Source organism: Anaeromicropila herbilytica (assembly GCF_016591975.1).
Taxonomy (GTDB): Bacteria; Bacillota; Clostridia; order Lachnospirales; family Lachnospiraceae; genus Anaeromicropila; species Anaeromicropila herbilytica.
Genome location: NZ_AP024169.1, coordinates 2,593,799 through 2,618,831 on the forward strand (window position 1 = coordinate 2,593,799; position 25,033 = coordinate 2,618,831).

At 33.1% G+C, this 25,033-nt stretch carries 28 protein-coding genes and 1 tRNA gene; 4 read left to right on the forward strand and 25 right to left on the reverse strand.

Features of this window, described 5'->3' with window-relative positions; genetic code table 11:
* Positions 1-122: 122 nt before the first annotated feature.
* Both bsdtb5_RS11065 and bsdtb5_RS11070 read right to left on the reverse strand, forming a co-directional pair.
* Positions 123-1,034, reverse strand: coding sequence for a carbohydrate ABC transporter permease (locus tag bsdtb5_RS11065; RefSeq protein WP_271712044.1), 912 nt, complete (start codon positions 1,032-1,034; stop codon positions 123-125).
* Between the two features lie 88 nt (positions 1,035-1,122).
* Complete coding sequence (locus tag bsdtb5_RS11070; RefSeq protein ID WP_271712045.1) at positions 1,123-2,385, reverse strand: ABC transporter substrate-binding protein; 1,263 nt, start codon at positions 2,383-2,385, stop codon at positions 1,123-1,125.
* Between the two features lie 133 nt (positions 2,386-2,518).
* Here bsdtb5_RS11070 and ku point away from each other — a divergent pair, with 133 nt between their 5' ends.
* Together ku and ligD are read left to right on the forward strand one after the other, a co-directional pair.
* On the forward strand, positions 2,519-3,313 hold the full coding sequence (gene ku / locus bsdtb5_RS11075; RefSeq protein WP_271712046.1) for a non-homologous end joining protein Ku: 795 nt from the start codon (positions 2,519-2,521) through the stop codon (positions 3,311-3,313).
* Positions 3,313-4,263 carry a non-homologous end-joining DNA ligase gene (ligD, locus tag bsdtb5_RS11080; RefSeq protein ID WP_271712047.1) on the forward strand — a complete coding sequence of 317 codons (951 nt, stop codon included), beginning with the start codon at positions 3,313-3,315 and terminating at the stop codon, positions 4,261-4,263. Before ku ends, ligD begins: the two co-directional genes overlap by 1 nt.
* Before the next feature lie 160 nt (positions 4,264-4,423).
* Here the strand turns inward: ligD and bsdtb5_RS11085 are convergent, their stop codons facing one another.
* A complete protein-coding gene (locus bsdtb5_RS11085; RefSeq protein ID WP_271712048.1) occupies positions 4,424-5,527 on the reverse strand; it encodes a hypothetical protein in 1,104 nt (367 codons plus the stop codon).
* Between the two features lie 561 nt (positions 5,528-6,088).
* Entirely contained in the window at positions 6,089-6,877 is a 789-nt protein-coding gene (locus tag bsdtb5_RS11090; RefSeq protein WP_271712049.1) for an amidohydrolase family protein, read from the reverse strand.
* Between the two features lie 117 nt (positions 6,878-6,994).
* Between bsdtb5_RS11090 and bsdtb5_RS11095 the strand changes: the two genes are divergently transcribed.
* Entirely contained in the window at positions 6,995-7,270 is a 276-nt protein-coding gene (locus bsdtb5_RS11095) for a winged helix-turn-helix transcriptional regulator (protein WP_330611598.1), read from the forward strand.
* 148 nt (positions 7,271-7,418) lie between these two features.
* Here bsdtb5_RS11095 and bsdtb5_RS11100 read toward each other — a convergent pair whose 3' ends face one another.
* From bsdtb5_RS11100 to bsdtb5_RS11140, 9 genes are all read right to left on the reverse strand, one after another.
* On the reverse strand, positions 7,419-8,270 hold the full coding sequence (locus tag bsdtb5_RS11100) for a S66 family peptidase (RefSeq protein ID WP_271712050.1): 852 nt from the start codon (positions 8,268-8,270) through the stop codon (positions 7,419-7,421).
* A gap of 88 nt (positions 8,271-8,358) precedes the next feature.
* Positions 8,359-8,814, reverse strand: coding sequence for a GNAT family N-acetyltransferase (locus tag bsdtb5_RS11105; RefSeq protein WP_271712051.1), 456 nt, complete (start codon positions 8,812-8,814; stop codon positions 8,359-8,361).
* Between the two features lie 64 nt (positions 8,815-8,878).
* Positions 8,879-9,862: a GNAT family N-acetyltransferase gene (locus bsdtb5_RS11110; protein WP_271712052.1), complete on the reverse strand. Its 984-nt coding sequence runs from the start codon at positions 9,860-9,862 to the stop codon at positions 8,879-8,881.
* A 21-nt stretch (positions 9,863-9,883) separates the two neighbouring features.
* Complete coding sequence (locus bsdtb5_RS11115) at positions 9,884-10,507, reverse strand: GNAT family N-acetyltransferase (RefSeq protein ID WP_271712053.1); 624 nt, start codon at positions 10,505-10,507, stop codon at positions 9,884-9,886.
* A complete protein-coding gene (locus bsdtb5_RS11120; protein ID WP_271712054.1) occupies positions 10,508-11,503 on the reverse strand; it encodes a phosphotransferase in 996 nt (331 codons plus the stop codon).
* Between the two features lie 102 nt (positions 11,504-11,605).
* Complete coding sequence (locus tag bsdtb5_RS11125; RefSeq protein ID WP_271712055.1) at positions 11,606-12,388, reverse strand: hypothetical protein; 783 nt, start codon at positions 12,386-12,388, stop codon at positions 11,606-11,608.
* Positions 12,389-12,436: 48 nt separating this feature from the next.
* Positions 12,437-12,853, reverse strand: a complete 417-nt coding sequence (locus tag bsdtb5_RS11130) for a pyridoxamine 5'-phosphate oxidase family protein (RefSeq protein ID WP_271712056.1) — start codon at positions 12,851-12,853, stop codon at positions 12,437-12,439.
* 96 nt (positions 12,854-12,949) lie between these two features.
* Positions 12,950-14,593 carry a nucleoside hydrolase gene (locus tag bsdtb5_RS11135; protein ID WP_271712057.1) on the reverse strand — a complete coding sequence of 548 codons (1,644 nt, stop codon included), beginning with the start codon at positions 14,591-14,593 and terminating at the stop codon, positions 12,950-12,952.
* 333 nt (positions 14,594-14,926) lie between these two features.
* A tRNA-Met gene (locus bsdtb5_RS11140) sits at positions 14,927-15,000 on the reverse strand.
* A 357-nt stretch (positions 15,001-15,357) separates the two neighbouring features.
* On the opposite strand from bsdtb5_RS11140, the gene bsdtb5_RS11145 reads away from it, so the two are divergent.
* Positions 15,358-16,068, forward strand: coding sequence for a CPBP family intramembrane glutamic endopeptidase (locus tag bsdtb5_RS11145; RefSeq protein ID WP_271716090.1), 711 nt, complete (start codon positions 15,358-15,360; stop codon positions 16,066-16,068).
* A gap of 305 nt (positions 16,069-16,373) precedes the next feature.
* On the opposite strand, the gene bsdtb5_RS11150 is transcribed toward bsdtb5_RS11145, so the two are convergent.
* From bsdtb5_RS11150 to bsdtb5_RS11205, 12 genes are all read right to left on the reverse strand, one after another.
* On the reverse strand, positions 16,374-17,447 hold the full coding sequence (locus bsdtb5_RS11150) for a class I SAM-dependent methyltransferase (protein ID WP_271712058.1): 1,074 nt from the start codon (positions 17,445-17,447) through the stop codon (positions 16,374-16,376).
* Between the two features lie 174 nt (positions 17,448-17,621).
* Complete coding sequence (locus bsdtb5_RS11155; RefSeq protein WP_271712059.1) at positions 17,622-18,560, reverse strand: ketopantoate reductase family protein; 939 nt, start codon at positions 18,558-18,560, stop codon at positions 17,622-17,624.
* Positions 18,561-18,642: 82 nt separating this feature from the next.
* The gene (locus bsdtb5_RS11160) at positions 18,643-19,404 is read right to left on the reverse strand and encodes an EFR1 family ferrodoxin (RefSeq protein ID WP_271712060.1); all 762 of its coding nucleotides are present in this window, start codon (positions 19,402-19,404) and stop codon (positions 18,643-18,645) included.
* A 36-nt stretch (positions 19,405-19,440) separates the two neighbouring features.
* Positions 19,441-20,304 carry an alpha/beta fold hydrolase gene (locus bsdtb5_RS11165; RefSeq protein WP_271712061.1) on the reverse strand — a complete coding sequence of 288 codons (864 nt, stop codon included), beginning with the start codon at positions 20,302-20,304 and terminating at the stop codon, positions 19,441-19,443.
* Between the two features lie 238 nt (positions 20,305-20,542).
* Positions 20,543-20,701, reverse strand: a complete 159-nt coding sequence (locus bsdtb5_RS11170; protein ID WP_271712062.1) for a hypothetical protein — start codon at positions 20,699-20,701, stop codon at positions 20,543-20,545.
* Between the two features lie 17 nt (positions 20,702-20,718).
* A complete protein-coding gene (locus bsdtb5_RS11175) occupies positions 20,719-21,171 on the reverse strand; it encodes a GNAT family N-acetyltransferase (RefSeq protein ID WP_271712063.1) in 453 nt (150 codons plus the stop codon).
* Between the two features lie 154 nt (positions 21,172-21,325).
* The gene (locus tag bsdtb5_RS11180; RefSeq protein ID WP_271712064.1) at positions 21,326-21,820 is read right to left on the reverse strand and encodes a GNAT family N-acetyltransferase; all 495 of its coding nucleotides are present in this window, start codon (positions 21,818-21,820) and stop codon (positions 21,326-21,328) included.
* A gap of 20 nt (positions 21,821-21,840) precedes the next feature.
* Positions 21,841-22,329 (reverse strand): hypothetical protein, encoded by a 489-nt coding sequence (locus bsdtb5_RS11185; protein ID WP_271712065.1) that lies wholly within the window; start codon positions 22,327-22,329, stop codon positions 21,841-21,843.
* Between the two features lie 166 nt (positions 22,330-22,495).
* Positions 22,496-22,852, reverse strand: coding sequence for a hypothetical protein (locus bsdtb5_RS11190; protein WP_271712066.1), 357 nt, complete (start codon positions 22,850-22,852; stop codon positions 22,496-22,498).
* A 25-nt stretch (positions 22,853-22,877) separates the two neighbouring features.
* Positions 22,878-23,684 (reverse strand): AAC(3) family N-acetyltransferase, encoded by an 807-nt coding sequence (locus bsdtb5_RS11195; RefSeq protein ID WP_271712067.1) that lies wholly within the window; start codon positions 23,682-23,684, stop codon positions 22,878-22,880.
* Positions 23,685-23,785: 101 nt separating this feature from the next.
* Positions 23,786-24,253 (reverse strand): NUDIX hydrolase, encoded by a 468-nt coding sequence (locus bsdtb5_RS11200; RefSeq protein ID WP_271712068.1) that lies wholly within the window; start codon positions 24,251-24,253, stop codon positions 23,786-23,788.
* A gap of 63 nt (positions 24,254-24,316) precedes the next feature.
* Complete coding sequence (locus tag bsdtb5_RS11205; RefSeq protein ID WP_271712069.1) at positions 24,317-24,979, reverse strand: nucleotidyltransferase domain-containing protein; 663 nt, start codon at positions 24,977-24,979, stop codon at positions 24,317-24,319.
* Positions 24,980-25,033 lie beyond the last annotated feature (54 nt).

Below are 25,033 nucleotides of genomic sequence, written 5' to 3' on the forward strand. Positions count from 1 at the left end.
GTTTCACCTTTCTTTCCGATTTTCTATTCATAGATTTCATTAAAGTCAACCGTATATACTCAAATAATTTCATTTATTAATTAACTTATTTATTTATGAATTCATTTAATGTACTCATTATGTTACATATCATCACTAACCCACTTTTTCTGTGCCTGCCATTGAATTAATGTCAATACAAAAACTATTAAGAACAGAAAATATCCGATTGCAGACGCATACCCCATTCTTCCATAACGAAAAGCCTCTTGATATACTCTCATTACCAAAACTGTAGTGGCTCTTCCTGGCCCACCTTCTGTAGTAACGTTAATAATATCAAATACTTGAAAGGATGCAATAAACGTTAATATGGTAACCATAAATGTAGTAGGGGATAACATAGGCCAAGTGATGTACCGGAATGCTTTAAAAGGCGTTGCTCCGTCCATCTTAGCAGACTCATAAAGATGAGTCGGTATATTTTTAAGACCACCTAAGAACATAATCATATAATATCCAGCCTGTTTCCATACCACAACTATTACAATAGAAATCATGGCAGTAGTTGTTCCCCAAAACCATTTCGGTGGATTGTCTACCCCAATGGAGGTTAACATCTGATTGACTGGACCATTCCTCGACTCTAATAATTGAATCCATACACATCCTACTGCAACCATAGATGTTAAGTTTGGGAAAAAGTAGATGGTTTTAAATGCTCCTCCAAAGTACAGTTTATTATTTAACATAAGTGCTAATAACAATGAGAATAAGATTGTAAGTGGTACACTAGCAAATGTATAAAAAAGATTATTCTGTAGTGCTATCTTAAAGCTACTATCTGAAAACATATCAATATAATTCTGAATACCAACAAAATTTATTTTTCCAAACCCACTATAATCGGTTAGACTCACAATAAAGCCCATAACAACTGGAATAGCAGTAAATATAAAAAATCCGACTAGATTTGGTAGCAAAAATAAATAACCCGCAATCCACTCTCTTCGGTTTAATTTCGAACTTTTCCTCTTTTTTTCTTTCTGTTTCAAGCGTAATCCATCCTCTCTGTTACTTAAGTTGAGAAGGGGCAATAGACCCCTTCTCTTACTCTCTTACTACTAAATCCTCTTCAAAACATTATTTTTTTGAATTAATTTCATCTCTTCTTTGTTCATAGTTCTTGAAGGCTTGATCTAATGTAGCATTTCCAACTAAAGAATCATTCAATTCTTCTTTAAAAGCAGTATTTAATTCTTCATAATTCGAATCTAATCCCTGTTCAAGACTAACTTTTGCAGAAAATACATATTCAGCTCCTGGTACTGTAACTTTTTGTTTGTAAATATCAAGTGCTGCATCAGATGGAAAAGCTGGTACAGTAGAATTCTGCGCATAGATACTAGCACCTGCATCACTATAGCAACAGAATTTAATAAAGTCATACGCTTCTTTTGGATGTTTGCTCTTTGCTGAAACGCTAAAGCATGAAGTTCCACCAACAGTAGATTCTTTTGTTGCGTCATCAAATATTGGTAGTGGAGCTGCACACCATGTAAATCCTGGTTTGGAATCTGGGAAGTTTAAGAAAGTCCAGTCCCCGTTAATCATCATATAAGTATTACCTTCTGCAAAGAAAGAATTAATATCAAAAGAACCTGTCATATCTTCAATACTTGGACTACTCTTATCTGTTACATACCATCTTTCCTGATATTTTGCATATTCCTTTGTTTTTGTTAGATTTTCATCCGTTAGATACTCTCCTACAGCGGTTGCTCCAAGATTCATAGTCCAGTTTGGTACTACACAACCATACTTGTCATCCTTCGTTAGAGATTTTGCAAGTTGTGTAAAATCCTCCCAAGTTAAATTAACTGGATAACTTATACCAGCTGCATCAAATAAATCTTTGTTATACCATAATAACCAACAAGATTTTGAAGTACATAAACCATATGTATTACCATTGTCAACAAATGCCTGACCCATATCCCCATAAGACGTTATATCTACATTGTTCTCTTTATTCAGATCATTCAAAGATAATAAGGCACCGGTTTCTGCTAACTGTCTTGTCTGCGCACCCCCACGTATCCAAAAACAGTCAATATCTGCTCCACCTGATAACATAACTTTTGTTTTGTCATCATAGTCATCATTTGCAATAATAGATAATTTGACTTTAACATTTTTACTTTGAGCATTGTAAGCATCCACTAATGCTTTTGCAATTGTTTCATTATCGCTGTGCTCATAAAAATTGATGGTTACTACGTCATCGGATTTGGAGTCACTCTTTCCATCACTCGTAGATGTTTCTTTTGTGTTGTTCTTACATGCAGCTAAACTAAATACCATTAGCATAATCATAAGAATTGATATAAACTTTCTTATTTTCATATGAACCCTCCTTTATTTTACAGGTATATAATACCAACTTGGATTCCTTGTGAATAGGTTTATCTTTTATCAACCCCCTGACTAATTTTCCAACAAAAATCACATACTAATAAAAAACTACGAGGTGATCAAAATGGCTGTAACACATAAAGGTTCCATCAGTATGGGATTAGTATTAATTCCAATTGGGCTCTACAAGACAACAACGGACAACGATATTCATTTTAATCAGCTAGAAAAAGAGAGCAAAGCAAGAATCCGCTACAAGAAATATTGCAGTCATTGTAATAAAGAAGTTACTGCGGATGATATTATAAAGGGTTATGAATATGAGAAAGATAAGTATGTCATTATGACCGACGACGACTTAGAGAAAATTAAGACGAAAAAAGATCGAACGATCCATATTATTCATTTTGCAAATATGCAAGAAGTTGATCCCATTTACTTTGAGAAAGACTACTATGCAGTACCAGACGCAGGCGCTGAGAAAGCCTATGAACTCTTAAGGCAGTCCATGCTTATGCTTGGGAAAGTTGCCATCGCAAAGACTGTTATGGGAACCAATCAGAAACTAATAATTCTATATCCACAAGAAGATGGAATTATCGTGAAGACACTCTTCTATGCTGATGAGATTGTAGCAATTCCTAAGCAAGTGCCTAAGATGGAACTTGATGAGAATGAACTTAACATGGCGAAGATGTTAATTGAGAATATGACCAAACCATTTGTTGCTGCCGAATACAAGGATGATTACCAAGAACGATTACGAGAAGCTATTATGAAGAAAATACAAGGAAAAGAAATCGTATCTACCGAGACAACGGAGAACAACAATGTTATCGATCTTATGGAAGCTCTACAACGTAGCCTCAATCTTACCAAAGAACAACCTACATTTAACACGACGAAAGGCACTGCATAATGGATCTATTTGAACAAAAAGCAATCAAGCCAATGTTAATCAGTGAGTTAACCTCTCCCTTTAATTCCGAAGATTGGATCTATGAATTAAAGTTAGATGGTATCCGCTGTCTTGCTTATCTGGATGCAGTGCATACTGAACTTCGAAATAAGAGAAATATGAATCTTACTCCAAAGTTTCCTGAGCTTTCTTCCATTCATACATCTGTAAAAGGAAAGTGCATCCTTGATGGTGAACTAATCGTTCTGAAAAATGGAGTTCCTGATTTTTATGAATTGCAAAGAAGAGTCATGTTATCAGATACCTTTAAGATACAATTAGGATATACCAAACATCCAGCCTCTTACGTAGCTTATGATCTTATATACCTTAACGGTGAAGATATGACTGGATATCCTTTATTAGAGAGAAAACAATTATTACAAAATATTATAGTAGAAAACGATACACTTGCTATCTCAAGGTATATCGAGACTCGAGGGATTGAATTATATCAAGTTGCAGAACAGCAAAAATTAGAAGGGGTAGTTGCCAAACGTAAAGATTCCAAATATTATTTTGATAAACGTAGCAAAGACTGGTTGAAATTCAAGAGATTGGTGGATGAGGATTTTGTAATCTGTGGGTACCAGCCGAATGAGTCCAAAAGTTACACTTTGATACTAGGTCAATACCGCGCAGATACTCTAATCTATAAAGGTAGTGTAAGCTTTGGTGTGAAAACGAGTTTTCTTCAGGAGTATAATCTCACGAGAATTGATGATTCACCTTTTACACTGACTCCAAGTGGACATGATGATGTCACTTGGCTAAAACCTGAACTAGTCTGCGTCGTTGAATATATGCCAAATACTAAAGATGCTCTAAGGCAACCAGTATTTAAAGGTATTAGAGATGATGTCCTACCAACTGATTGTCAAATAAAAAATCCTCACAATCCAAGCATGTAATCTGTTATGATCTTCCTTAAGTAGATTTGTTATTTACCTTGTCTACTTAAGGAGGATCATATCAATCGTGTGGTTGTGAGGCTCTTTATTTATTATGAATTTTACTTATTAACACTTGTTTCTTATTGTTTGTTTTCTTATTATCATATCTTGTTTATTGTTATTTTTTATCTTTTTTTACTACCGTTGCATATCCATCCAGATCGACTTTTATTTTTATTGTCTTATTCTTTTTAATAGACCTCCAATCCTTTTCGGATACTTCGTATTTTTTCTTTTGTTTTTTCTTATTTACGGTTTTGATATAATAATGTTCTTCAATCTCCCCTTCTCTTTCCTTTCCTATACCAGAATCAGAAGTGGCTTTTGCTAAAGTATATTTTCCAATGTAATCCTTCTGATTTTTGCCGGAAGACTTAACCTTTCTATTGTTCTTCCATCTATCAATATCATAATAATATTTCTTTTTAAATACTGGCACATCTACATATACAGCTTTTTTATAAGTTTCTGTCTTATATACGGTTTTGTAATCTGTAACTTTTCTTCTTGTTTCCTTAAAATGACCATTTCCAAGATTTCTTGTTGATGTTTCATAATGATATCCAGAAGCTACTTGATGAGGAACTTCTTTTGTAACCGTTTTATAGTGGTCAATTACATGTTTATAGCGATATATTTCGCGCTTCGTATCTGTCAAACGTGCCTTATCTGGAAGTGACCAATCACTTTCACTAACTGTTTGATATTTTTCGATATCAAGTGTTTTATTCCATTCGAATCCAGTTACTTTTACTACTTTAGGCTGCATTGCCTTATAAATACCAAAGGCTGAACAGATTGCTAAGAACAGAACAACGAAGATACCAATTCGCTTCCATTTACCAGATGAGGAACCTTGACTATTATATGCATAATTAGATTCAAAATCATCATACTCATCTTTCCGCTCTGCTTCTTTTGCATCTTTTCTTTCTCTCATTTCAAAGTAGTTCTCTTCGCTTTCTTGTTTTGATGCTCCACATGATGTGCAGTTTTCATCAAAGTCTGAATTAAGTTGCTCACAAAAACTACATAACCAATCTGGATTCATGGATACTTTCTCAGCAGCCTCATCATCCAGATAAGTTCTGTCTAATAGATAGAACTCTGTATTCTCACCTCTTGCTTTTCCACAGGCTGGACATTCTCTAAGGTGTCCTTTAATTGCTTTCTTTTCACAGTAGTCACAGTCCCAATATCCTTCAATTATCTTATCTTCCACTATTGATACCTCGTTATTTATTCTGTCATTTCTTTAAGCTTATTCCTAACCTTTTATAATCCCTTTTGAATTAACACCATTTATTCTATTAAACGCTGCTTTCATATATTACTATTTGATACTATTTCTATAATATATTTTATCTTTCTAAGCATTTACATTAAATGGATTGCAAACCTATAATACACTATTATATTCCATAAAACAATCAAATTTTTAAAGTTATTTATCAGAATAGATAAGAGAGGCTATTATGAGGAAAATACAACGAAATAAATCGTACCTTCTGAGACAACGGAATCGAATAGTGCCAGTTATTGAATGTAAGTTCTACAACGCTGTCTGAACCTGAGTAACGACTAGAATACTTACTATTTGACTAAAGGTACATCCTATAAAAAATCCTAGAATTCTAAGCATATAATCTTGGAATCCTAGGACTTTTTGGCTATCTGATATATTTATTCGATTATTTATGACACAGGATGCCACTTAACTTACAAATAAAACAATCCTATAAAATAGAGTTTTATTTAATATCAAATATAATCCTATCGTAATCTATATATTTAATATTTTTGCGATATTATCTCCCAGAACAGCCTTTGAAATATCTGATGTTTTAGCGTACTTTAATATTGCTTGCTTAGATAATTCCAGATCACCATACGGCATATCAACTCCGAATATACACTTTTCTGGTATTTCATTAATAATTGTACTTAATACAAATGTTGAATAAAATGCTGAGGTATCAAGATATAGATTCGGTGTTTCAGCAACCATATCCATTGTTTCAATCCAATTAGTTCCACCTAAATGCCCCAATATTACTGGAATCTCAGGGAACTGATTAGCTATCGATACGGTTTCCTGAATATCTTTTAATGTAAATGGATTAAAAGCATGTATCCATATCGGTAACTTGTGGTATTCTCTTGCAGCCTCAAAAATCACTTCAAGTAAATGTGCTTGTCCAGCACCTAAAGAAAACTCGCCAACTCCAGCTAGATTGTTTCTTACTATATTTTCTTCTATGTACTCTTTTGTTTCATTTAGACTGAGACCTACTGGAACAGCTCCAAATCCTATATAGCGATTTGGATACTGCTTTATTGCATTGACTAATTCCATAATAGACGCTTTTCTAGCCTCCAGCATAGAACCTTTTTTCCCTGCAAGTAAATCATTTAAATATTTCATTTTTTCTTTCACTTCTTGCGCATTATTCGCTAATTCAGGATGAAATGTGGTCGAAAACAAGATCGTCTTATCAATACCAACCTGATCCATTAATTGAATATGTTCTTCAATTGGCAATGTTACATGTGAGTGTCCATCAATTATCATAGAACATAGCTCCTTTCAAATTATATTGAGTTATTCTCTATGTTCTATTATAATGAATATTATTTCAAAAGAAAGTATGCACTTTTTTGTAGTATACTTACCAAAAGGAGAGTTAAAATGTCAGACAATATATGCTTTGTAACAAATAAGGAACCTTTTGAATATACTCTTTCCATTATCAGTGGTAAATGGAAATTAAAGATAATCTATATATTAGCTTGTATGAAAACTGTAAGATCTAATGCTTTAAAAAGAAATATTGAAGGAATTACCCACAAAATGTTAAGCACTCAATTAAAAGAATTAGAAAATGAGGGTATTATTTTAAGAAATGAATACCCTCAAGTACCACCTAAGGTCGAATATTCTCTAACTGAAAAAGGTCAGAGCTAATCCCACTTTTATTATCTATGTGTAAATGGGGCGAAGATAATCGACCTAAAAGCTAATGAATAACTCATTTATTCTCATTTGCTGCTTAGTAACAGCAATTATATAGTTTCTATTTTAATATTACAGGTCATTTGTCGGGCAACTCATATCATTTATTTAGATATAGCTCCTTACCAATTACAATCGCTTTCGAATTAACACCATGCCCAATCTCATCTGTTATAGCAATCGGGATGTCATCTCCGACATATTGTTTCACTAAATCAATAATATTCGGGCTGCATGCCTGCTCTTCCATCTCAGTGAATGTTCCAAATATAATGCCAGTTATCTTATCAAATGTACCTATTTGTTTTAGCTGATTCAAATAGGTTACCATTTGAGGAACAACTCCGCTAAAGCTTTCTAATAACAATACCTTTCCAGTCATATCAGGCCAATATTCGGTGCCCGCTAATTTAAGCAAGCATCTAATATTCCCACCAACTACATTTCCATGCATACTATCCTTTTGCACAAACTCATAATTAAATGTAAATAAATCATTTGTATTATTGAATATGGTATTTGTAAAGTTCTTAATTTGATTATCAGCATCTTTATAAATCATATTTCTTATCTGATACAATACAGATTCTTTACCTGTTTTAGAATAAATTGCATTAACAATAGTTGTAAGATCACTATATCCCCAAAAACTTTTATTAGATTGCGCTATCAAGTCAAAGTCTAAATAAGGGAGTATTTCATTTGCAATATCTCCACCCGATATATCGAATATTGCTTTAATCTCTTCGTCTCTATAAAAATCCATCAAGCTTTCCGCTCGTTCTTTCCCTGAACCACTAAATACAGAGAATTCTTGATATATATAATCACTGAAAACAGGAACTAATCCTATTTGTAATAATGTATTCTTTAATGTTTCAATTTTCGCTTTATACTTATGATGCTGGCCGTTTGAGCAACATACAATTGCAACTTTACTTTGTTTTTCCATTTTTTATCTCCAGAATATATTTCTTAAGTATACCATGATTCAAACTCTACATCGTCGCATCTTCGACTAATCAGAATCTTACCTCAATTTATCGTTCCTTTATAAAACGTACTACTTTAACATTCCCATCCATTTCTGTTCCCTCTATAGTAAATCCGCATTTTTGTGTATAGAAAGATACGTTTTCCTGTTTATCAATCGGCGTAATCAGTCTTATCTTTCTCCAATCCGAATAGGAATCAAATATATATTTGACAGCTTGTGTTCCAATCCCTTTTCCTTGATACTCTGGTATAACACAAAGGCAGCCTAGGTAATACTCACCATTATCCTTATTTACTAATGATATTACTCCGACTGGAATATCATCATAATATATAATTAATTTAGGATAGAGTGCAATTGACTCCTCCATTCGTTCCTTACTTCTACCATAAGCAGGACATTCGCCGTATCTTATGTAGTCATCATAAAAAGATTCATTATACAAACGGATTAATAATTCAGCATCCTCTTTTTTCGCTTTTATATATTTTAAATTCATTATTATCCCTTCTTTCGTTAATAATTAGCATGTAATTATCTTTATATACATTAATAATATGAGTTTATTCTATTTTTTCCAGAATCTTTGTCACTATTTCTTCAATACTTAAACTTCCATCTATTATATAATCAGAATCTGGCATTACTGTATTCAACATCTCTAGATAAGCAATTCTCCCATGTAAAAGATAATAGTTCAGTTCGGCATTCAGTCTCTCAGGCGATTGATTACTTACATAATCTCTTACAATACGTCTTGCCATTGCGATATCAAGTGGAGTATTTATAAAAATTGAATAATCAATATAAGGCGTAACCATATCATTTTTATATGCAAATGGATAATCGAGCAATATGTAATTCAGCTGTTCATGCGCTAATATATCATTGATGTCTCTCACCATTTTTCCCAGATTCCATTCATTATAATCGGCTCCATTCTTAACCCATTCATAGAAGTCTTCTGGGTATTTCTCAAAATCATAATCATCAAAATAAATGGCTTTAGATAATGATAGCCTTTTATGAAGTTCATTTACTATTGTTGTTTTTCCACCACCTGAAACAGCCGCTATTGCAATAATTTTGGGCTTTTTCATTACCTTTAATATAAATTTTTGATTCGGATACCCGAACTCTTCTGTCAATTCACCCTCGACAAATCCAATCTTTTTATAAAATGCTCTCGGTGCAACCCCTTTGGGATCTCCCTCTCGGAAAGTTGAAACTACAATATCTTTTGATGTATCAGCAATTGTAGTGATCATGAAGGAAAACATTTTTGTGGCTATACTATTTCTACGATAATCAGGATCTACAGCCATGCAGCACAGCATATTATTCTTGTTGGAGAAAAGCAAAACTCCTACTATTTGATTATTTTCTATGGCACAAATTGCAGATGTTCGATTCATAAACTTTAATACTGTATTCTTATGTTCCTCTATTGCATCGTCTGTTTCTAAACCTGGGAAATTCCAACTTACTTTTTTTACAAGTTGCATCCATGAATCTAGATCTTCATATTTTCCGAACCTAATCTCCATTTTATTCCTCCAATAACCAATTTATAATATCATTCTCTGCTTTAAAACCAAAATTGTCTCGTCTTTCATATACTTCTCCAAAAGAGAAATTGATTCTTCGCTTTCATTCGCTGCTATTCCATATACATCCTTTGCTGTCAAGCAAAATCCAAAATCACTATACAATTTAATTGCTTTAAAAGACTTGGGCTGAGTGTGAAGAAAAACGGTTTCATTGTAATTATTTATTTCAAAAAACTTCATAACCTTAGTAATCAGTACTCTCGCATACCCTTTCCCGCAATATTCAGAATCTACTGCAAGCCAATGAAGTACTGGAATTACTTTATCATCTTTCTTCTTCTCCCATGCCATGCAAGTCCCGAAATATTTCTCAGACTTATTGTCTTTTAGAAAAAAGCATCTTTCAGTCAATGAGATACTTTCCGAACCAAATCGATTGATAAAATATGATGTAACTTCTTCATTGCTTGATTCAGGAAATTCTCCAGATGCCTTTTGAATATCTGCCCAAATCTTCTCCATTCCTGATTTATATCTTTCAATGGAGACTAAACTTGGTACAGTTCTATATGCATCCTTATTTACCTCATCGCATCGCATAAATATGCTTTTATACTCAATATCTCCCTCATTCTCAAGCATTTACAACCACTCCTTCATTAAACTAATCTTCTCCTGATATCGTTTTAATTCATTAATTGTAGCAATAACTTGCTCCTCACCCAACTTAATCTCATCTTCGTTCGATACTTCTATTCCGAGTGCTCTCTTAAGATTATACTCCAACCATCCGAGCATACCCTCATAACCACTATCCAAAACCACATCCCAGTTCACTTTACTAATTGAATTGTGTAGTTTGTATTTATCTAGGATAGCCATGAATAAATTTCTATGTAAGCCACCATTTCCATCATCAGCCCAATAATTCAATACTTCTAATAATTCCTGATATGGATTAACATACCCTGCTGCTTCCCAGTCAATAATAAAAGGGCAGTTTCCTTGCCACAACACATTCTTAGGATCCAAATCTCTATGACTGCTAACCCGTTCATTCGATAATATCGCTTTTGCATTCAATACGTTCTGATTCCAATTCATAATATCTTCAAGAGTATCTTCCAATGTAGAAACCCATGTAGAATTATTCTGCCTTCCCATCTCAAGAAATTCTTTCCACTCATAAATTTCTATATTCTCTGACTTGTCTTCTAACCCTTGAATAGAAACATCTAGACTGTGTATCTTTCCAATGAGATCCCCGATAGCATTACAATGTTCCTCAGTAATCTCAGGTGGATATACGGATTGTCCATCAATCCAATCAAAGAACATGAAGTATTCACCATTATATTGATGCACATGATTGGCACCAATTTTTATTGCACTAATAGCTGGAATCTTTAATCCAAGAGTTTCTGATATTTTTTCAGAATTAATCGTGTTATTTAAAGCACATTCACGACTCATTATCGCTGGATTCAGGCATTTTATAGCATAGTCTCCTTGATCCGTAGTGACTTTAAACATTTTATGTAGTAAACCACCTTTCACCTCAATTGGCCCCCCAATGACATTGCCTAAACTAAAGTTTAAGCATAAGTCATATAATATATCTATGTTTTCCTTCTCCATAACAGTTTTTGTCTCCTCTTCAAAACCAAAACTTAATATTACTTAATGCTCGTATCTATATTTATATCTATTCTATATTCAAAATTTTTCGTATATTTCTATTTAAATCTTTTCAGACCTTTCAATATGGTTTCTAATTTCAGTCTCATGGTTCAAGCAAAAATCATAACTATTCTTCATAAATTCTTTTATACCTTGACTACTATATAATTCATCTATAGTGTCTAATACAAACGTATTGTCTACCTTCATATCAAAAAAGTATGAATAAATACAGCCTCCTTTTTCTCTTGGAAAATATGGATTAAGGCTACTGAGCCTAGGATCTTTCATTATTGATTCAACAACCATTTCACTTAATATCCATTTCATTGATGGACGTTCATATTCTGTATAACTATCCCCAAATAGTTGATTCCACACGTAAAACCAAACCATATGTATTATTTCATGGATCGATACCCCTAAAGCTCCTCGCTCACTATTAAGGTAAAACACCTCAAAGCACTGTTCTTCCAAATACCTAGGTGAGATTGGATTCATAGAAACATTACAATATAACTCGTTAAAAAGAGGATTACAATCAATTTCAAAAGCCTCAGATAATGCATTTATTATCTGTTCTTTATTATCCTCCCAATGCTTGCAATATATTAAGATCTTCTGGTTTATCACATCTTCTAATTCAATATATACCGTTCGCAAGGTACTTTCTATATATTCTTTTCTTTCTGTAAACCCTAAGTTTTGCACATAGTCTTTGTCTAACTGAGGATAAAAACGATATAAAGCATCAGACCAAAACGGTGTTTCTTTCTCCGTTTGAAAGTTCATAATGCTTTCAATCATATAGTCTATACCAGGATTAACAAATGTTATATTCAACTAAAAACCTCCTCTTGATTGTTGATAATTTGTTTTACCTTTGCAAAATTATAATATAAAATCTTCCGACTTAAAGTTACTATAAAATCTTCCTTTTTTAGCTGTAAACTTTAACACGCAATAATCTGGGTCTGTCATGCCTTTCGAATAATACATACTATCCCCTTCATGCCAGATACGTTCTTTTGCCTCTGCTGTCTCTAATACTTCCATCGTACCAAGTAAACTGACTCCTCGATAAAAACGTTTATCTACAAAATAAATACTGGCTGCAGGGTTCTCTTTAAAACAACCTACTTTGAGTGAAGAAGTATTGGTTGAAAACCAAAAAACTTGGATTCCTTCTCGTTCTCTTGGGGACAACATTGCTTTACTTATTGGAAAACCATCACTATCGATATAACTTATAATAGTAAGAGTCGCCTTGTCTATTAGATTTCCTATTGTTTGTTCATAGTTTCTCATCAATAATCTCCTTCTTGATTTTCTTTTATTATATGTACGCAACCATATAGTTTAAATGCCCTACTATTTTGTAAGCAATATTCTACTAATTAACATTTACCTTAGTCTCTCGATTGCATTTCGTACTTCTTTTTGTGACATAATAATAGTATCAATATTGTCATCATTATTTTCTATATCTTCCGAAATAAAATATGTTAAATTAGGAGAAAGCACGCTTAATAATCTTCTTATTACCTCTCCAGAGGCACCTTTTAATGCTGAACATAGAGTTTTATTATCTATATGTATTAAAGCTTCATGATATATTCTATCATCTAATTCTAGACACTCTTCAAGTAGATTAGTCATATTGGATAATACTTCTTTGTCTTTATATCTGCTTATGATGTTATCAAATATGATATTCTCATCTAAATTGCAAAATTCCAAAAAGCGATCTCTCATATTTACTCCAAAATAGGAACATAGAAGCTCTTTCATATAGTTAAAATCTGCACCATCTAGAATACATGCTACTCCTTCTCGAATTAACTGACTTTCAAGTAATTTATTTCCTACATAGTTATCTGCAATCGCATATCTTTCTAATATTTCATCTATTTGTTCGATGGATAAGCCACTTGTCATCAAATGTATTGCTATATTTAATAACTTCGATTGATATTTGCTAGTTCTTGCTTCATCTACTATAGCTAAGATGCCTTGCTTTCTACTTATTTCGTACATTTCTAATAACTTACGAGCTAGAAGTAAGCAATCAGTTTTGTCAGTATTGTTGGAGTCGTAACTTTTACCGTTGATGACAGTATTGTAAGTCATATCAATATTGTAAGTCCTATCAATATTTTTAATATTACCTGTATTATAAATTGCTAACTTTGCAAAGAAATCCTCCAATATGTACCTGGAATCAATTTCATAAAATACTCTGATATCATGACTCTCTACGTTTCCAATATAATAACCATCGCTATCTACGATAGGTGCTTTACGAATCTCACAGTGTCCACAACCAGGGTTCAGAGCCAGTCCAATTGCAGGAGAATCGCCTAAAGACCAAGCTTCCCCACAGATCCAATCAGCTTTCATTCCTAGTTCCTGCATTTCATCAAAGAGATACTTTCCTATTGCTCCACAAGGCATCACTTTCCTCTGTAGTTCAGCATAACCGACCTGCATTCTGGTGTAGCAATCCATAGGTACTTGCCATAGCTCAATCTTAGATTTGAACACTACATTGGCTGCATGATAATCATTGAGTAAATTAAATTCCCATCCTCCCTCTGGATAAAAGCCTCCTCCAATCCATATACATATTATTTGATCTACTATTTCGGGACATTTATTAAGTGCAATCGCCACATTCGTTATGGCACCTTGGCATAATACGTATAATTTATCTTCTTCACTACTTAATGCTTCCTTTATAATAATGTCTGCACCCTCTGACTCAGGTATCTCTTGCTCAGAGGATAAAGGATATTCAGCTCCGTAATATACTGGTACATCCTTCATGTCCATTAGACTTAAGATCTTTTGTATCTCCTGATAGCTTTTCTTGACGGTTCGTTCTCCACTTTTTCCACCAAATTGTTCCGCAATTATGCCCTTGATAATAAATCGTGGTGTAAGTAATGCATGGACAATTGCATACTGATCGTCTGCTTCGCATGCTGCATCCGTATCTACAATAACACGTAACCTTTTCTTTTCCTGTACCCCAAACTTATAGTTCATTCGTAATACCTCCAATTTTAAGAATTCACTTTTGCTCTTATCTGTCACTCTTAACTTTTGTTTTATAGGACATATCGAGCACCCCACTAATAAATATGTCATAATTATACTACACCGGAAGAGGAATTGGAACTTCAAATACAAGTTCTGACAAATAGACCAATTTACTGGCTTTTCAACTTCTGAGGTTGGAAATGTTCTAAATATGTAAGAGTTATATCTCCTTGCAATGATTACCAGTCTAGATTGAGGAAAAAAAAGCCGTTAGATAGAGGCTATAAACTTCTCTATCTAACGGCTGTACTTAATTCAATATATTCAATTTTTCTAAGATTGCGGGGACAGGATTTGAACCTATGACCTTCGGGTTATGAGCCCGACGAGCTTCCAGACTGCTCCACCCCGCGACATTATTTACTCTCCTAAGAGCAAAGGTAATTATAACACCTTTCAGCTACAGTGTCAACCTTTTTTCATTTGTTTTATATAGTAGTGAAATCGGATGATGACATTAGACTCAGTAACCATAAGCATCTCATTAAGCTCAAGCCAGAGATACATTCAAAACATAGCAACTTATGAATGATCCTTTTATTTTCTATGTTCATTTTTAGTATAAGTGTGAACGACAAATACGTTGATTAAAGTAATTATATAATGTATAATATCACCAGTATTTGGATTGCATTATTTTATATAGTGAAATAGTAATTACTATTATATACAGATAAACAGTATTTTAATGAGGAGAAAGAGTGAAAACTATGGTATTAGATGTTGATGATGAATATGTGCAACAAACGGATGAATATGGTAGAAAAGATGCTCTGTTTGCGTTAATCTTATATGTTTGTATGGTGTTAGTTTTTGTGCTAACAGGAAAAATATTTGTCCAAAGAAGTTCAACCTTGACAGAAACATATATATTTTGTGTTACTGGTATTGCTTCATCGGTATGTATTGGACTTGTTTTTTTGTTTTGTTTCATTCGTAAGCAAAAATTAATTACAGTGGGATTTAGCAAGAATCAAGCTTTAAAGTCACTCACAGTGGGAATCATTTTGTTTATATTGGTAGTTCTAGTTGGAGGCTTTTGGCCAATTATTACTGGTTCAACATTGCAAACAGATATTGGTCTGATTGTTATGAGAATTATTTATTTCTTGTTTTTTATTGGCTTCACGGAAGAAATTACAGTTAGAGGGTATATAGGAACAAGACTATATGGCTTCTTCAATAACAAACGATTATCTATAGTCATAGTAGGCATTATGTTTTCATTGTATCATATTCCCTTTCATATGGTGATTGCTCAAATGAGTATGCCAGAATACATATTGCTTAACTGGTGGAATTTGATTTTAATTTTTATATTTCATATAATTTTTCAACGGTTGTACTCAAAGTATAATAGTATTATTGCTCCAACTATACTGCATTTTATATGGGATTTTATTCAATGGTTTATTATATAATAATTTTTACCCATAGCGAGATAATTCTACTATCTTCAATAACATGTTGTGTCAGTATCTTTAGAAATTGTGAAGCAATGAGGGAAACGAAATTCCTCATTGAATCTATACTTGTATAAAATGAATGCCATCTAATCTTAAAATTTTTTAACGCAATGTTGCACTGTTTTATCGTAAACACGATGAAATAGTGCATTTTGTCATGAAATTCACATTTACACTTCGCTATTTCCCTTATATGCAATAATTACATAGGCTTTTTCTATCTCTCCAATATGTTTGACAGAAAGATGTGCATGTCCCATTTATTCCAGTATTTTATCCTTATCATCAGGAAACATCATAACTTTCCTACTAACATAATCAGTAATTTCGGACTGCTCTTTATCTATCGATAATACAAATATTCCATTCTCTGTTAATAATTTCGCTATTTTAATAATAGCTTTTTGCTTATCCTTAATATGCCAAAATACCTGTGAAGAGTAAATAACATCATATGTGGTATCAAATGTATACTCTAAAAAATCACCCTGTAGAATGGAAACATTATCATACTTCTTTAGATTCTGTTTTGCACGCTTCACTGTCTTTGCTGATATATCTATTCCACAGAACGTTTTACAATACTCTGCTACTCTTATCGCGAGTCTTCCGGTACCTACACCGATCTCCAAGACATTCTTAGTTGGTGTAAGGCTAAGACACTGAATGAAATACTGCCCGTCTGATTTATCCATATATTCTTTCAACGGTAAGGAATCGTAAACTGGATCATTTCCTTCATCAATAAGCATATCATAATGTTTCTCTACACTTACATATTCGGTATCCAAGAAATCTTCTATTTGACCAATCACGACTTTTAGAATTGCAATATTATTCAGTGTGTTTTCAGTTTCCAATGAATGATTAGCATTCTCAGTCAAATATAAGCTCAATCCCTCTTCCATACACTTTTTCTTTAAGTCTTCAGTATTAATCCAGTCATCATTAGTCCCGTGAAATACAATTCCTCTTTTAATCAAGTATTTCAAAGTTTCCTGTATTGGTGTAAATAAGATATGCTTCACATCGAGGTTATGACTATTGGCATAATCAACAGCCAAGACACTTCCTATACTTTTCGATATAAAAACGATCGACTCATATTTAGAAAAATCAATTTCGTCTAATTGCTTTTGTATTTCTTGCCCCGCTAGAATAAGAGCCTCTTCTTGCTTGGTTGCATCTTCCTTGATATTCTTTGGCATCTCACCATATTTTACGGTTCTGTATTCATAACCCATACATGCCACTAAATCCTTTGCATAATATAACAAAGGTTTATCTTCATGATATCCTATCCCTGGAAATAAAATTGCTATCTTATGATTCATCTGTAAAGTTCTCCTTTGATAATTCATATTCTGACCGATAATAGAATAATAGTACACATCACATATTCCTTGATTATTCCAATCCTAATGTCTTAGTGTTCCTTCATAAGTCATAGCTGATTCTTTCTTAACATATCCTGAATGTGGATACTTAGGATCATATGTGTAAGCTTATTATATGTAAAGATTTCTTTTAAGTCTATCTATAACTGGTGTCTTAATACCACTTTTTTCTATCAAGGTATCAAATTCTTGTTGCAAAAATATCATTTCTGATCTTGCGGCTATGCAATGCTTTGCCATTGTCGTTTCTGCAAGAGTGGTTCTCATAAAGACTGAAAAAAATACTGTTAAAATAGTGGTTGGCAATTGAAACCACCATAATTTCGTTGGTGTAGGCTTAATTCCACAGTGTTTCAGAACCTTACGTCCTTCTTTTATTCCCAATATCATGTCTTTCATATCTTTATACGAACGCCCCAAAGCAACATTATCACATTCAAATCCATATAACGCGTTGGCGATATTGGTAACCATAGCAACATGTGTTTTTTGCCAAGCATCCATATTACTGCAAAATACAGATGGTATCCCAGCTTGATTAAATAGTTTAATTATCGTTTTGACACGTTCTGATTTTACTCCGTTATACTCGCCAAATGTTGTTGTTTGAAAGGCTCTTTGTATACCTTTACCTACAAAATAGCTTACTTTACCATTTATTCGTTCTCCTCCAGCAGATGGAAATCCTAGCATAAGTCTATCTTCACCAACCGCCTTTAACCAATGATCATATCCATTTGCTGTGTTTACAACGAACACGATATTCTTAGAGCAATTTTGTGACAGTACTGGTAAGATTTCATCAATCTGAGTTCCTTGCACTACAACAATGATGTAGTCATATTCATCCTTAGATGACAATTGATCTATTACTTGTACTTTAGCGTGCTCGTCTTGATGCGTTTTAGGATTCGTAAGAACAATACCATCTTTTTTTATCTCTTCCAACCGTTTACCGCGTGCTAATACAGTAACATCGTTTTTAGCTTGCGCAAGCTTTCCAGCAAAAATACTACCAATTACACCTGCACCATAAATAAGAATTTTCAAACTTACACCTCACTCAAATTATTTAAGAATCTCCTCAACTCTATCAATTATATATATAAGTCTGTACTGCATATTATGTTTATTAAAGATATTTCTCTATTTTGCATTGTTCATATACGTTTTTCCCTAAGAGGGTAATTGCTTTGCGAGGGCAATTGCTGATACAACGATAGCACATGGTGCATTTTCCATTTTGTACTGCTTTCTGATTAGCAATAGACAAATTGTTCATCGGACATAACTGCGTACAACACCCACATCCAACACATTTATCTGTATTGATTTTTAACTTATCTGAGTATTTTTTCGTTTTCCCATAGAACCAAAGTCTTTGCCCAAATAAACCTGCAATATGATAGAGAATACCAATTCCCTCTTGCGTTGGATGACCATTGTTTAGTCTATTCGCTGAATTTTTTATTTTTATAGTCGCTCTCTTTACAAGTTCTTTATTTTGCTCTATTGTTTTCTTTAATGCCTTTTCATCACCAATACAATCCGGCATCTTCACATGAAGTCCTCCAACAATATCAGCACCATTTCGAGAAAGTAGCCTTGCGCTACAACCTGTACCATCTCCACTGAATAAGCCCATCGTCGCAATTATAAAGACTTTTTTGCCTTTGAATATCGAGTTATTCTGTGATATAAAGTCTCTCACTATTTTAGGCAAATTGCTAAAATATATTGGATACCCCAAAACAATAAAATCATTTTTATGTACCTCATCTAAAATGTTTACATCTTCTATTGAGATACACTTCGCTGTTGTATCTAATTCTTTTACGAACTGTTCAATGCAGTACTTTGTATTGCCTGTTCCACTAAAATATATTCCTAACATAATTTTACTACCCCGTTTTCATTTCAATTAAACTTATTATCCCAATAGAAAATCTTTCAACATATTTTTTTCTTCCTCTGTAAGAACATGAATATGTCCTCTATCTTTCAGTAAATATGTATTAGCATGCTTCCAGATCTTCTTTGCTCGTTCTATTACCATTTGTCCTGGAAACAAACAATCTTTTTCTGCACTCATAATCAACACTGGACCCTTGTATCTTGATAGACTCTCGTCTGATTCGTTACTTGGCATTCCTGTTTTTATCTTTGCATTGTCAATGCTGCATTTTGCAGTGTCTATAATATCATCTAATATATTCTCTTCCGTAATCGCCATTGGCAAGATACATCGAATAAACCAACTTCTTTTATGGGTAATCCAATATAGAATCATTGGTGCTAACATATTCATACTCTTATAAGCGGGCGCGTTACAGATTGCAGAAGGTACCAGTAAGGCACTTCTTTCAATCAATTGTGGCGATACACACATCGTTTTAACAAGAACACCCGCACCAAATGAACCACCAAAACAAGCAATTTTTTCATAGCCAATTCCCGTAATCACTTCACTAGCCCATTTCCCGTAATCCTGATTTTTAGAAGAAAGGGAAACTTCTGCGCTTTTTCCTGGATGTCCAATCGTATCAACGGCATAAATGTGAAAATCCTCTAATAGGAAATCGCAAAACAATAAGTTGTATGCTGTTGTAGAATTCCCACCATGAAATACTAATAGTGGTTTACCGTTCAAGTTACCTGTTTCGATAAGATGCGTTTTACCAAACGAAGTATCCACATATATATCCTTATATATAACACCTAACTTCTGTAACTGTTTGTTATATAGATCTATTATTTCTGTTTTGCCTTTTTCATTTTTATATATTGATTTCATAATTCACCTTTTATATTCCAAAATGTATTAAGTACTTGCCTTCAAGTATTGCTTCATGTATTTTATCAATCAAAGTAATAAGCTGTGGTATGATACATAATTTTATTAACCATATATTTTTTCTCATTCCTCTTTTGTCATAGAATATCGTATGCTATCAGTTAAATTTCTACTATATCCTCGTAACGTTCCCTCATATGTAATACCACATTTTTCGATAACACGTTTAGATCGTATATTATATGGATAATGACAAACGGCTACGACTAATAAATCTATCACATATTTTTACTCCCGCATTTACAACATCAGGATTCTTATATATTTCAAAATAGTCGTGAACATCTTTCTCATTCCATTCTCGAAGTTTTAATCGTTCAGATTCAAGTGTTTTCATATATAAATTTCCTTTTACTATCGTTTCAGGCAGAATATATCTTCAATGTCGTCTCCATCACCGCAAGTTGTTCCAGTAGACACAAAACCCGCCTGCTCATATACATGCTTTCCACGATTATTACTTGGTCCTGTACTAAGATATATTTCTTTACAATCGAAACGACGATACATCTCATTAATAATAATGTTCAGTGCTCTCTTACCGTAACCCATTCCCTGATATTGTTGATCAATCATAAAGCGACACAGTTCGTAAGCAGATAACTCTTCGCTATATCCATACATTGTAAATCCAATTAGTGTACCATCTTTTTCTATCCCTTTTATGATCCATCCTTTTTCGTATACGGATTGTACGATAGACACTGGGTTTGAAGCTACATATTTAGCTCCTTCTTCTCCTGGATGTAAAAAACATACTTTCACCCAATTTTCTGATGTAATATCTATTAACTTTATGCTTTCCATTCTATGTTATCTCCTTGTATTATAGTTATATTGTATAGTTATGTATTGTTATTAGCTAAGTAATTAACATATTGAAATTCCTAAGCTTATGATGAATCATTATTTTACTATTAATCGGTATATATTTAAACTACTGTTATAAATTGAACTAGATCTATACTAAGTCTAATCTATACCGATAACCAGATGGTGTAGTTTTATATTTTTTAAATCCTACACTCTCAAACAACTTCTGAGAACCAATGTTATAGTTATAAACCTCATGAACAAAGAGTGACGGATAACCCAATTGTGTACCTCTTTGTATTAATTTAGTAATTACTTTCTTTCCAATTCCGTTCCCACGGTATTCCTTCTTTCCTATTACGATAGGCATATCATCTTTCCAAAAAGTCACATCGCCAATTGGTACATAGCAATTATCGTCCTTAACTTCTATGAAGTATAACTCTCCGTGTTCATCTAAGTATGTATACATTTTATTTAAACGTGCAGTATCATAAGGTACCTCTTTGCCATCCACCATCATCAATGTTTCAGAATCCTGATACCATTGCAAAGCAAAACTATTCTGAGAATTATATCTACGCAGACGTATATTCTCATCAATCTTTATTATTTCAGGTTGAATAACACCTAATATTGGCATGTTGTTTCCTCCCTTAACAGTTAATAATAAAATTTCTCTTTCTGTAAAAACTCAACGAATAAACATATTTTCACTACATCCACATCTGATTCAAAGAAAAATGCAAATCCTATTTCTTTTTCATTTGATTGTCTCACTTTTTCTTTAAATTTCACATATGTCAGTCCCTCTATATAATAATCGTCGAGATATTCTTCTACTCCAAATGCTTCAAATCTATATTCTGATAGTTTCGAGAATTCATATATTAATACATCTTCTCTTTTTAATTTCGTTGATATTGAGATATAATCTAGCTCAATCTCAATATCACAATAACCTTTTACTGAAATAACTGGAATCGGATAATACTCTATCTCATATTTTCCTTTATCATTTCTATGGTAATGTCTATTATAGTATCCAATATCAAGTTGGAAGTCCTGACACTGAAAAGTCTGCTTCAACTCTACTCGCTTTTTTTCTAATATTGAATAAACATTATTAAGAATTGTCTGGTATTGTTCCACTGTCTTTCCTCCATCAATTCATTTCTTAACTTTAATATGTTATGTACCATTGCAATTAAATTATGATTACTATTTATTATCTTAAAATACTACATTCGAAAGTTTTAACCATTCACAACTTCATGATATATCATATCTACCGCATCATCTATACGGTTTTCCTTAGTTATTTGTAAATTGCTAAAAAAGAGGTAATTCTTCCTTCTGGATGGCATTCATCTAACAATCCAAACTCTGGGTCATAATATTTTCCATTATAAAACAAGACCCAATGTTTATATCCTGCAGACATATGTAAAGTTAATATTGAAAAATCGGATTGTACAGGTTTTTTTTTAGAAATTCGTACATTCTTTTCAGCATGCTCAATTCCGTAAAAATCTAAAGCTTCAATTAACTGACCTATACTAGTTGGTCCATCTGTCTTCATATCTTTGATTACTTCATTTATTTCTTTTCCTGCTATCATGGCAATACATGCCTGTCCACAGGTTGAAAAGGTTGGTTGTATGATAAGTTCCATCGCTATTTTCTCCTATTAATTTATGTTATCTTTCTTTAAAATCCATATAATAGCTTTGAGGTATATCCTCCTCACTTATACATAGATCATGATCTGTCTTATCCCACATATGACGTATCACATCTGCACATTTCACTGCATCACAACAATATACAGTTGCCTCTCCTAACTTAGAATAAGTCACTGCGTTAAGTTCCTCCAATGGTCTTTTGTAATTTGGATAAAATTCGGAACAACAACAAGAGATACCTTTTGTAAAATGAGTATGAAATGGAGGTGTTGTATATGTGTTACCACTTTCGTCCCGAATCGTTATATTAAAACCATTCTCACTTAATCGGTTTGGGATATCTAATATCTCATCAACGGCGTGAAAGTATGTATTTTTATCGTGACCAACTCCAATTAATAAGATCTTTGCATGTTCCTCATATAGCCTTGACCAACATCCACCGATTGGTGCAGGAGATGCAGCCATTTCTTCGCCTTTTATATACTCCCTCGCTCTCTCGCCAAAAGCCACCACGGAATGGGTTGGATGAAGGGATCGAACCCCGTCTTTACGGTTTATAGCTACACATGGTAAGGTACCAATACATGGTACTGTTGTAGCCACATCATAAAAAGGATTATTAGGAACTACTTTATCCCAAGTATGCGTAGGAATAAGAAATAATCCTTGGTGAAGATACTCGCAAAATGCATCAATCAACATATCTGCGCCACCGTCTAGTTCACCAATTGCCTTTAATGAAGTATGTATCAAGATGGTATCGTCATGCTTTACATTAATACTTTCAAGATATTTAATAATATCATTTTTTGTTGTCATAATATCCTTCCTTTACTTTATTAGATTATTTGCACTAAAATCTCACATTACTTCTAAATCCAAAGTAATATCGTTCCTAGTTATTGAATGTTTCAATATTACTACTTCGACTCACCAAGTAAACTTCTCTCTATTCTTGAATTAAGCTCACCCAATGCAACTTTATTACTATCATACTTCAATAATTTTCTAGCAGAATCATAATCTAACCATTGGTATTCTAGATGTTCGTGAGAAAGGTTAAGTTCTTCATTTTCCACTCTTACTGCGAAAGAATACTCAGGAACAACAAAACAGTTTTGTCCCCATCTTTGTCGATCTTCTTCATTAAAGCAATCCGCTGAGATACTACAGCAAGTATCTAGAGGATAGTAAGGGAAATCATAAGGGATATTAGCTTCTTCATTTGCCTCTCTCTTAGCTGCTTCTAGAGGTATTTCCTCGTCTTCTCCACCTCCTGCTATAAACTGCCATACATTCATATCTGCTCTTAGAAACATTCCGTATTTAATATGGTTATCTCTAATTATAAATGGAATAACTAACACTTGAAACTTTGCTCTTGCCATACAATTTTCTCCTTTCGCTACTAATCTTATATTAACTAAAAGCTTTACCCCCGTATTAGGATTTTACAAAGTACAATTTAGATGAGACAAAATCCATTCAATCAAATCGAGCGTTCTATTCACTTTAGAATTATCATCACTACTAAATAGTGTTTCAAACCATCCAGAATACGGAATAGTTTCTAATGTATTATAGAATCTTAATACTGAACTTGAAGGTGGTACTGGTTCATTATTTATAGCCCAAATAGCTTCTATTATTTTCCAGGAGTTAGTAGACACTATATAGTTTTGTCTTAGTGTATCTTTTGAACTTATTGCAGATAAAAGTTTGAGTCTTGTACTATAGAGCCAGTGATAAATCTGCATTTTCGTTTCTTGTTTTGTAATAAAATTATTATATTTATCAACTGCAATCTCCATTAAATCATGTAATTGACCGTATTTATCATATGTAATTTTGTTATTTATAAAATGATATACCTCCATTTCATTATCCATCAACTTCTGCATTCTGTTGTCATAAGTTGTATAAATACATTCAACTAAAATTTCATCAACGATTTCTGATTTGAAATAGTTCTCATTGCATAGTATCATAATGTCCAAATCAGATTCCGGTGTGGCAATATTTTGTGCAACTGAACCCATTAACATAATTCCTGATGCACTTGTATCCTGTGATATCTGTTCTTGGATTTTGGAGAATAACTCAAATTGAATCATTACTGTTCCCTCCCTCCTGTTTGTTAAATACCTAAATATACAAAATCAAAATCA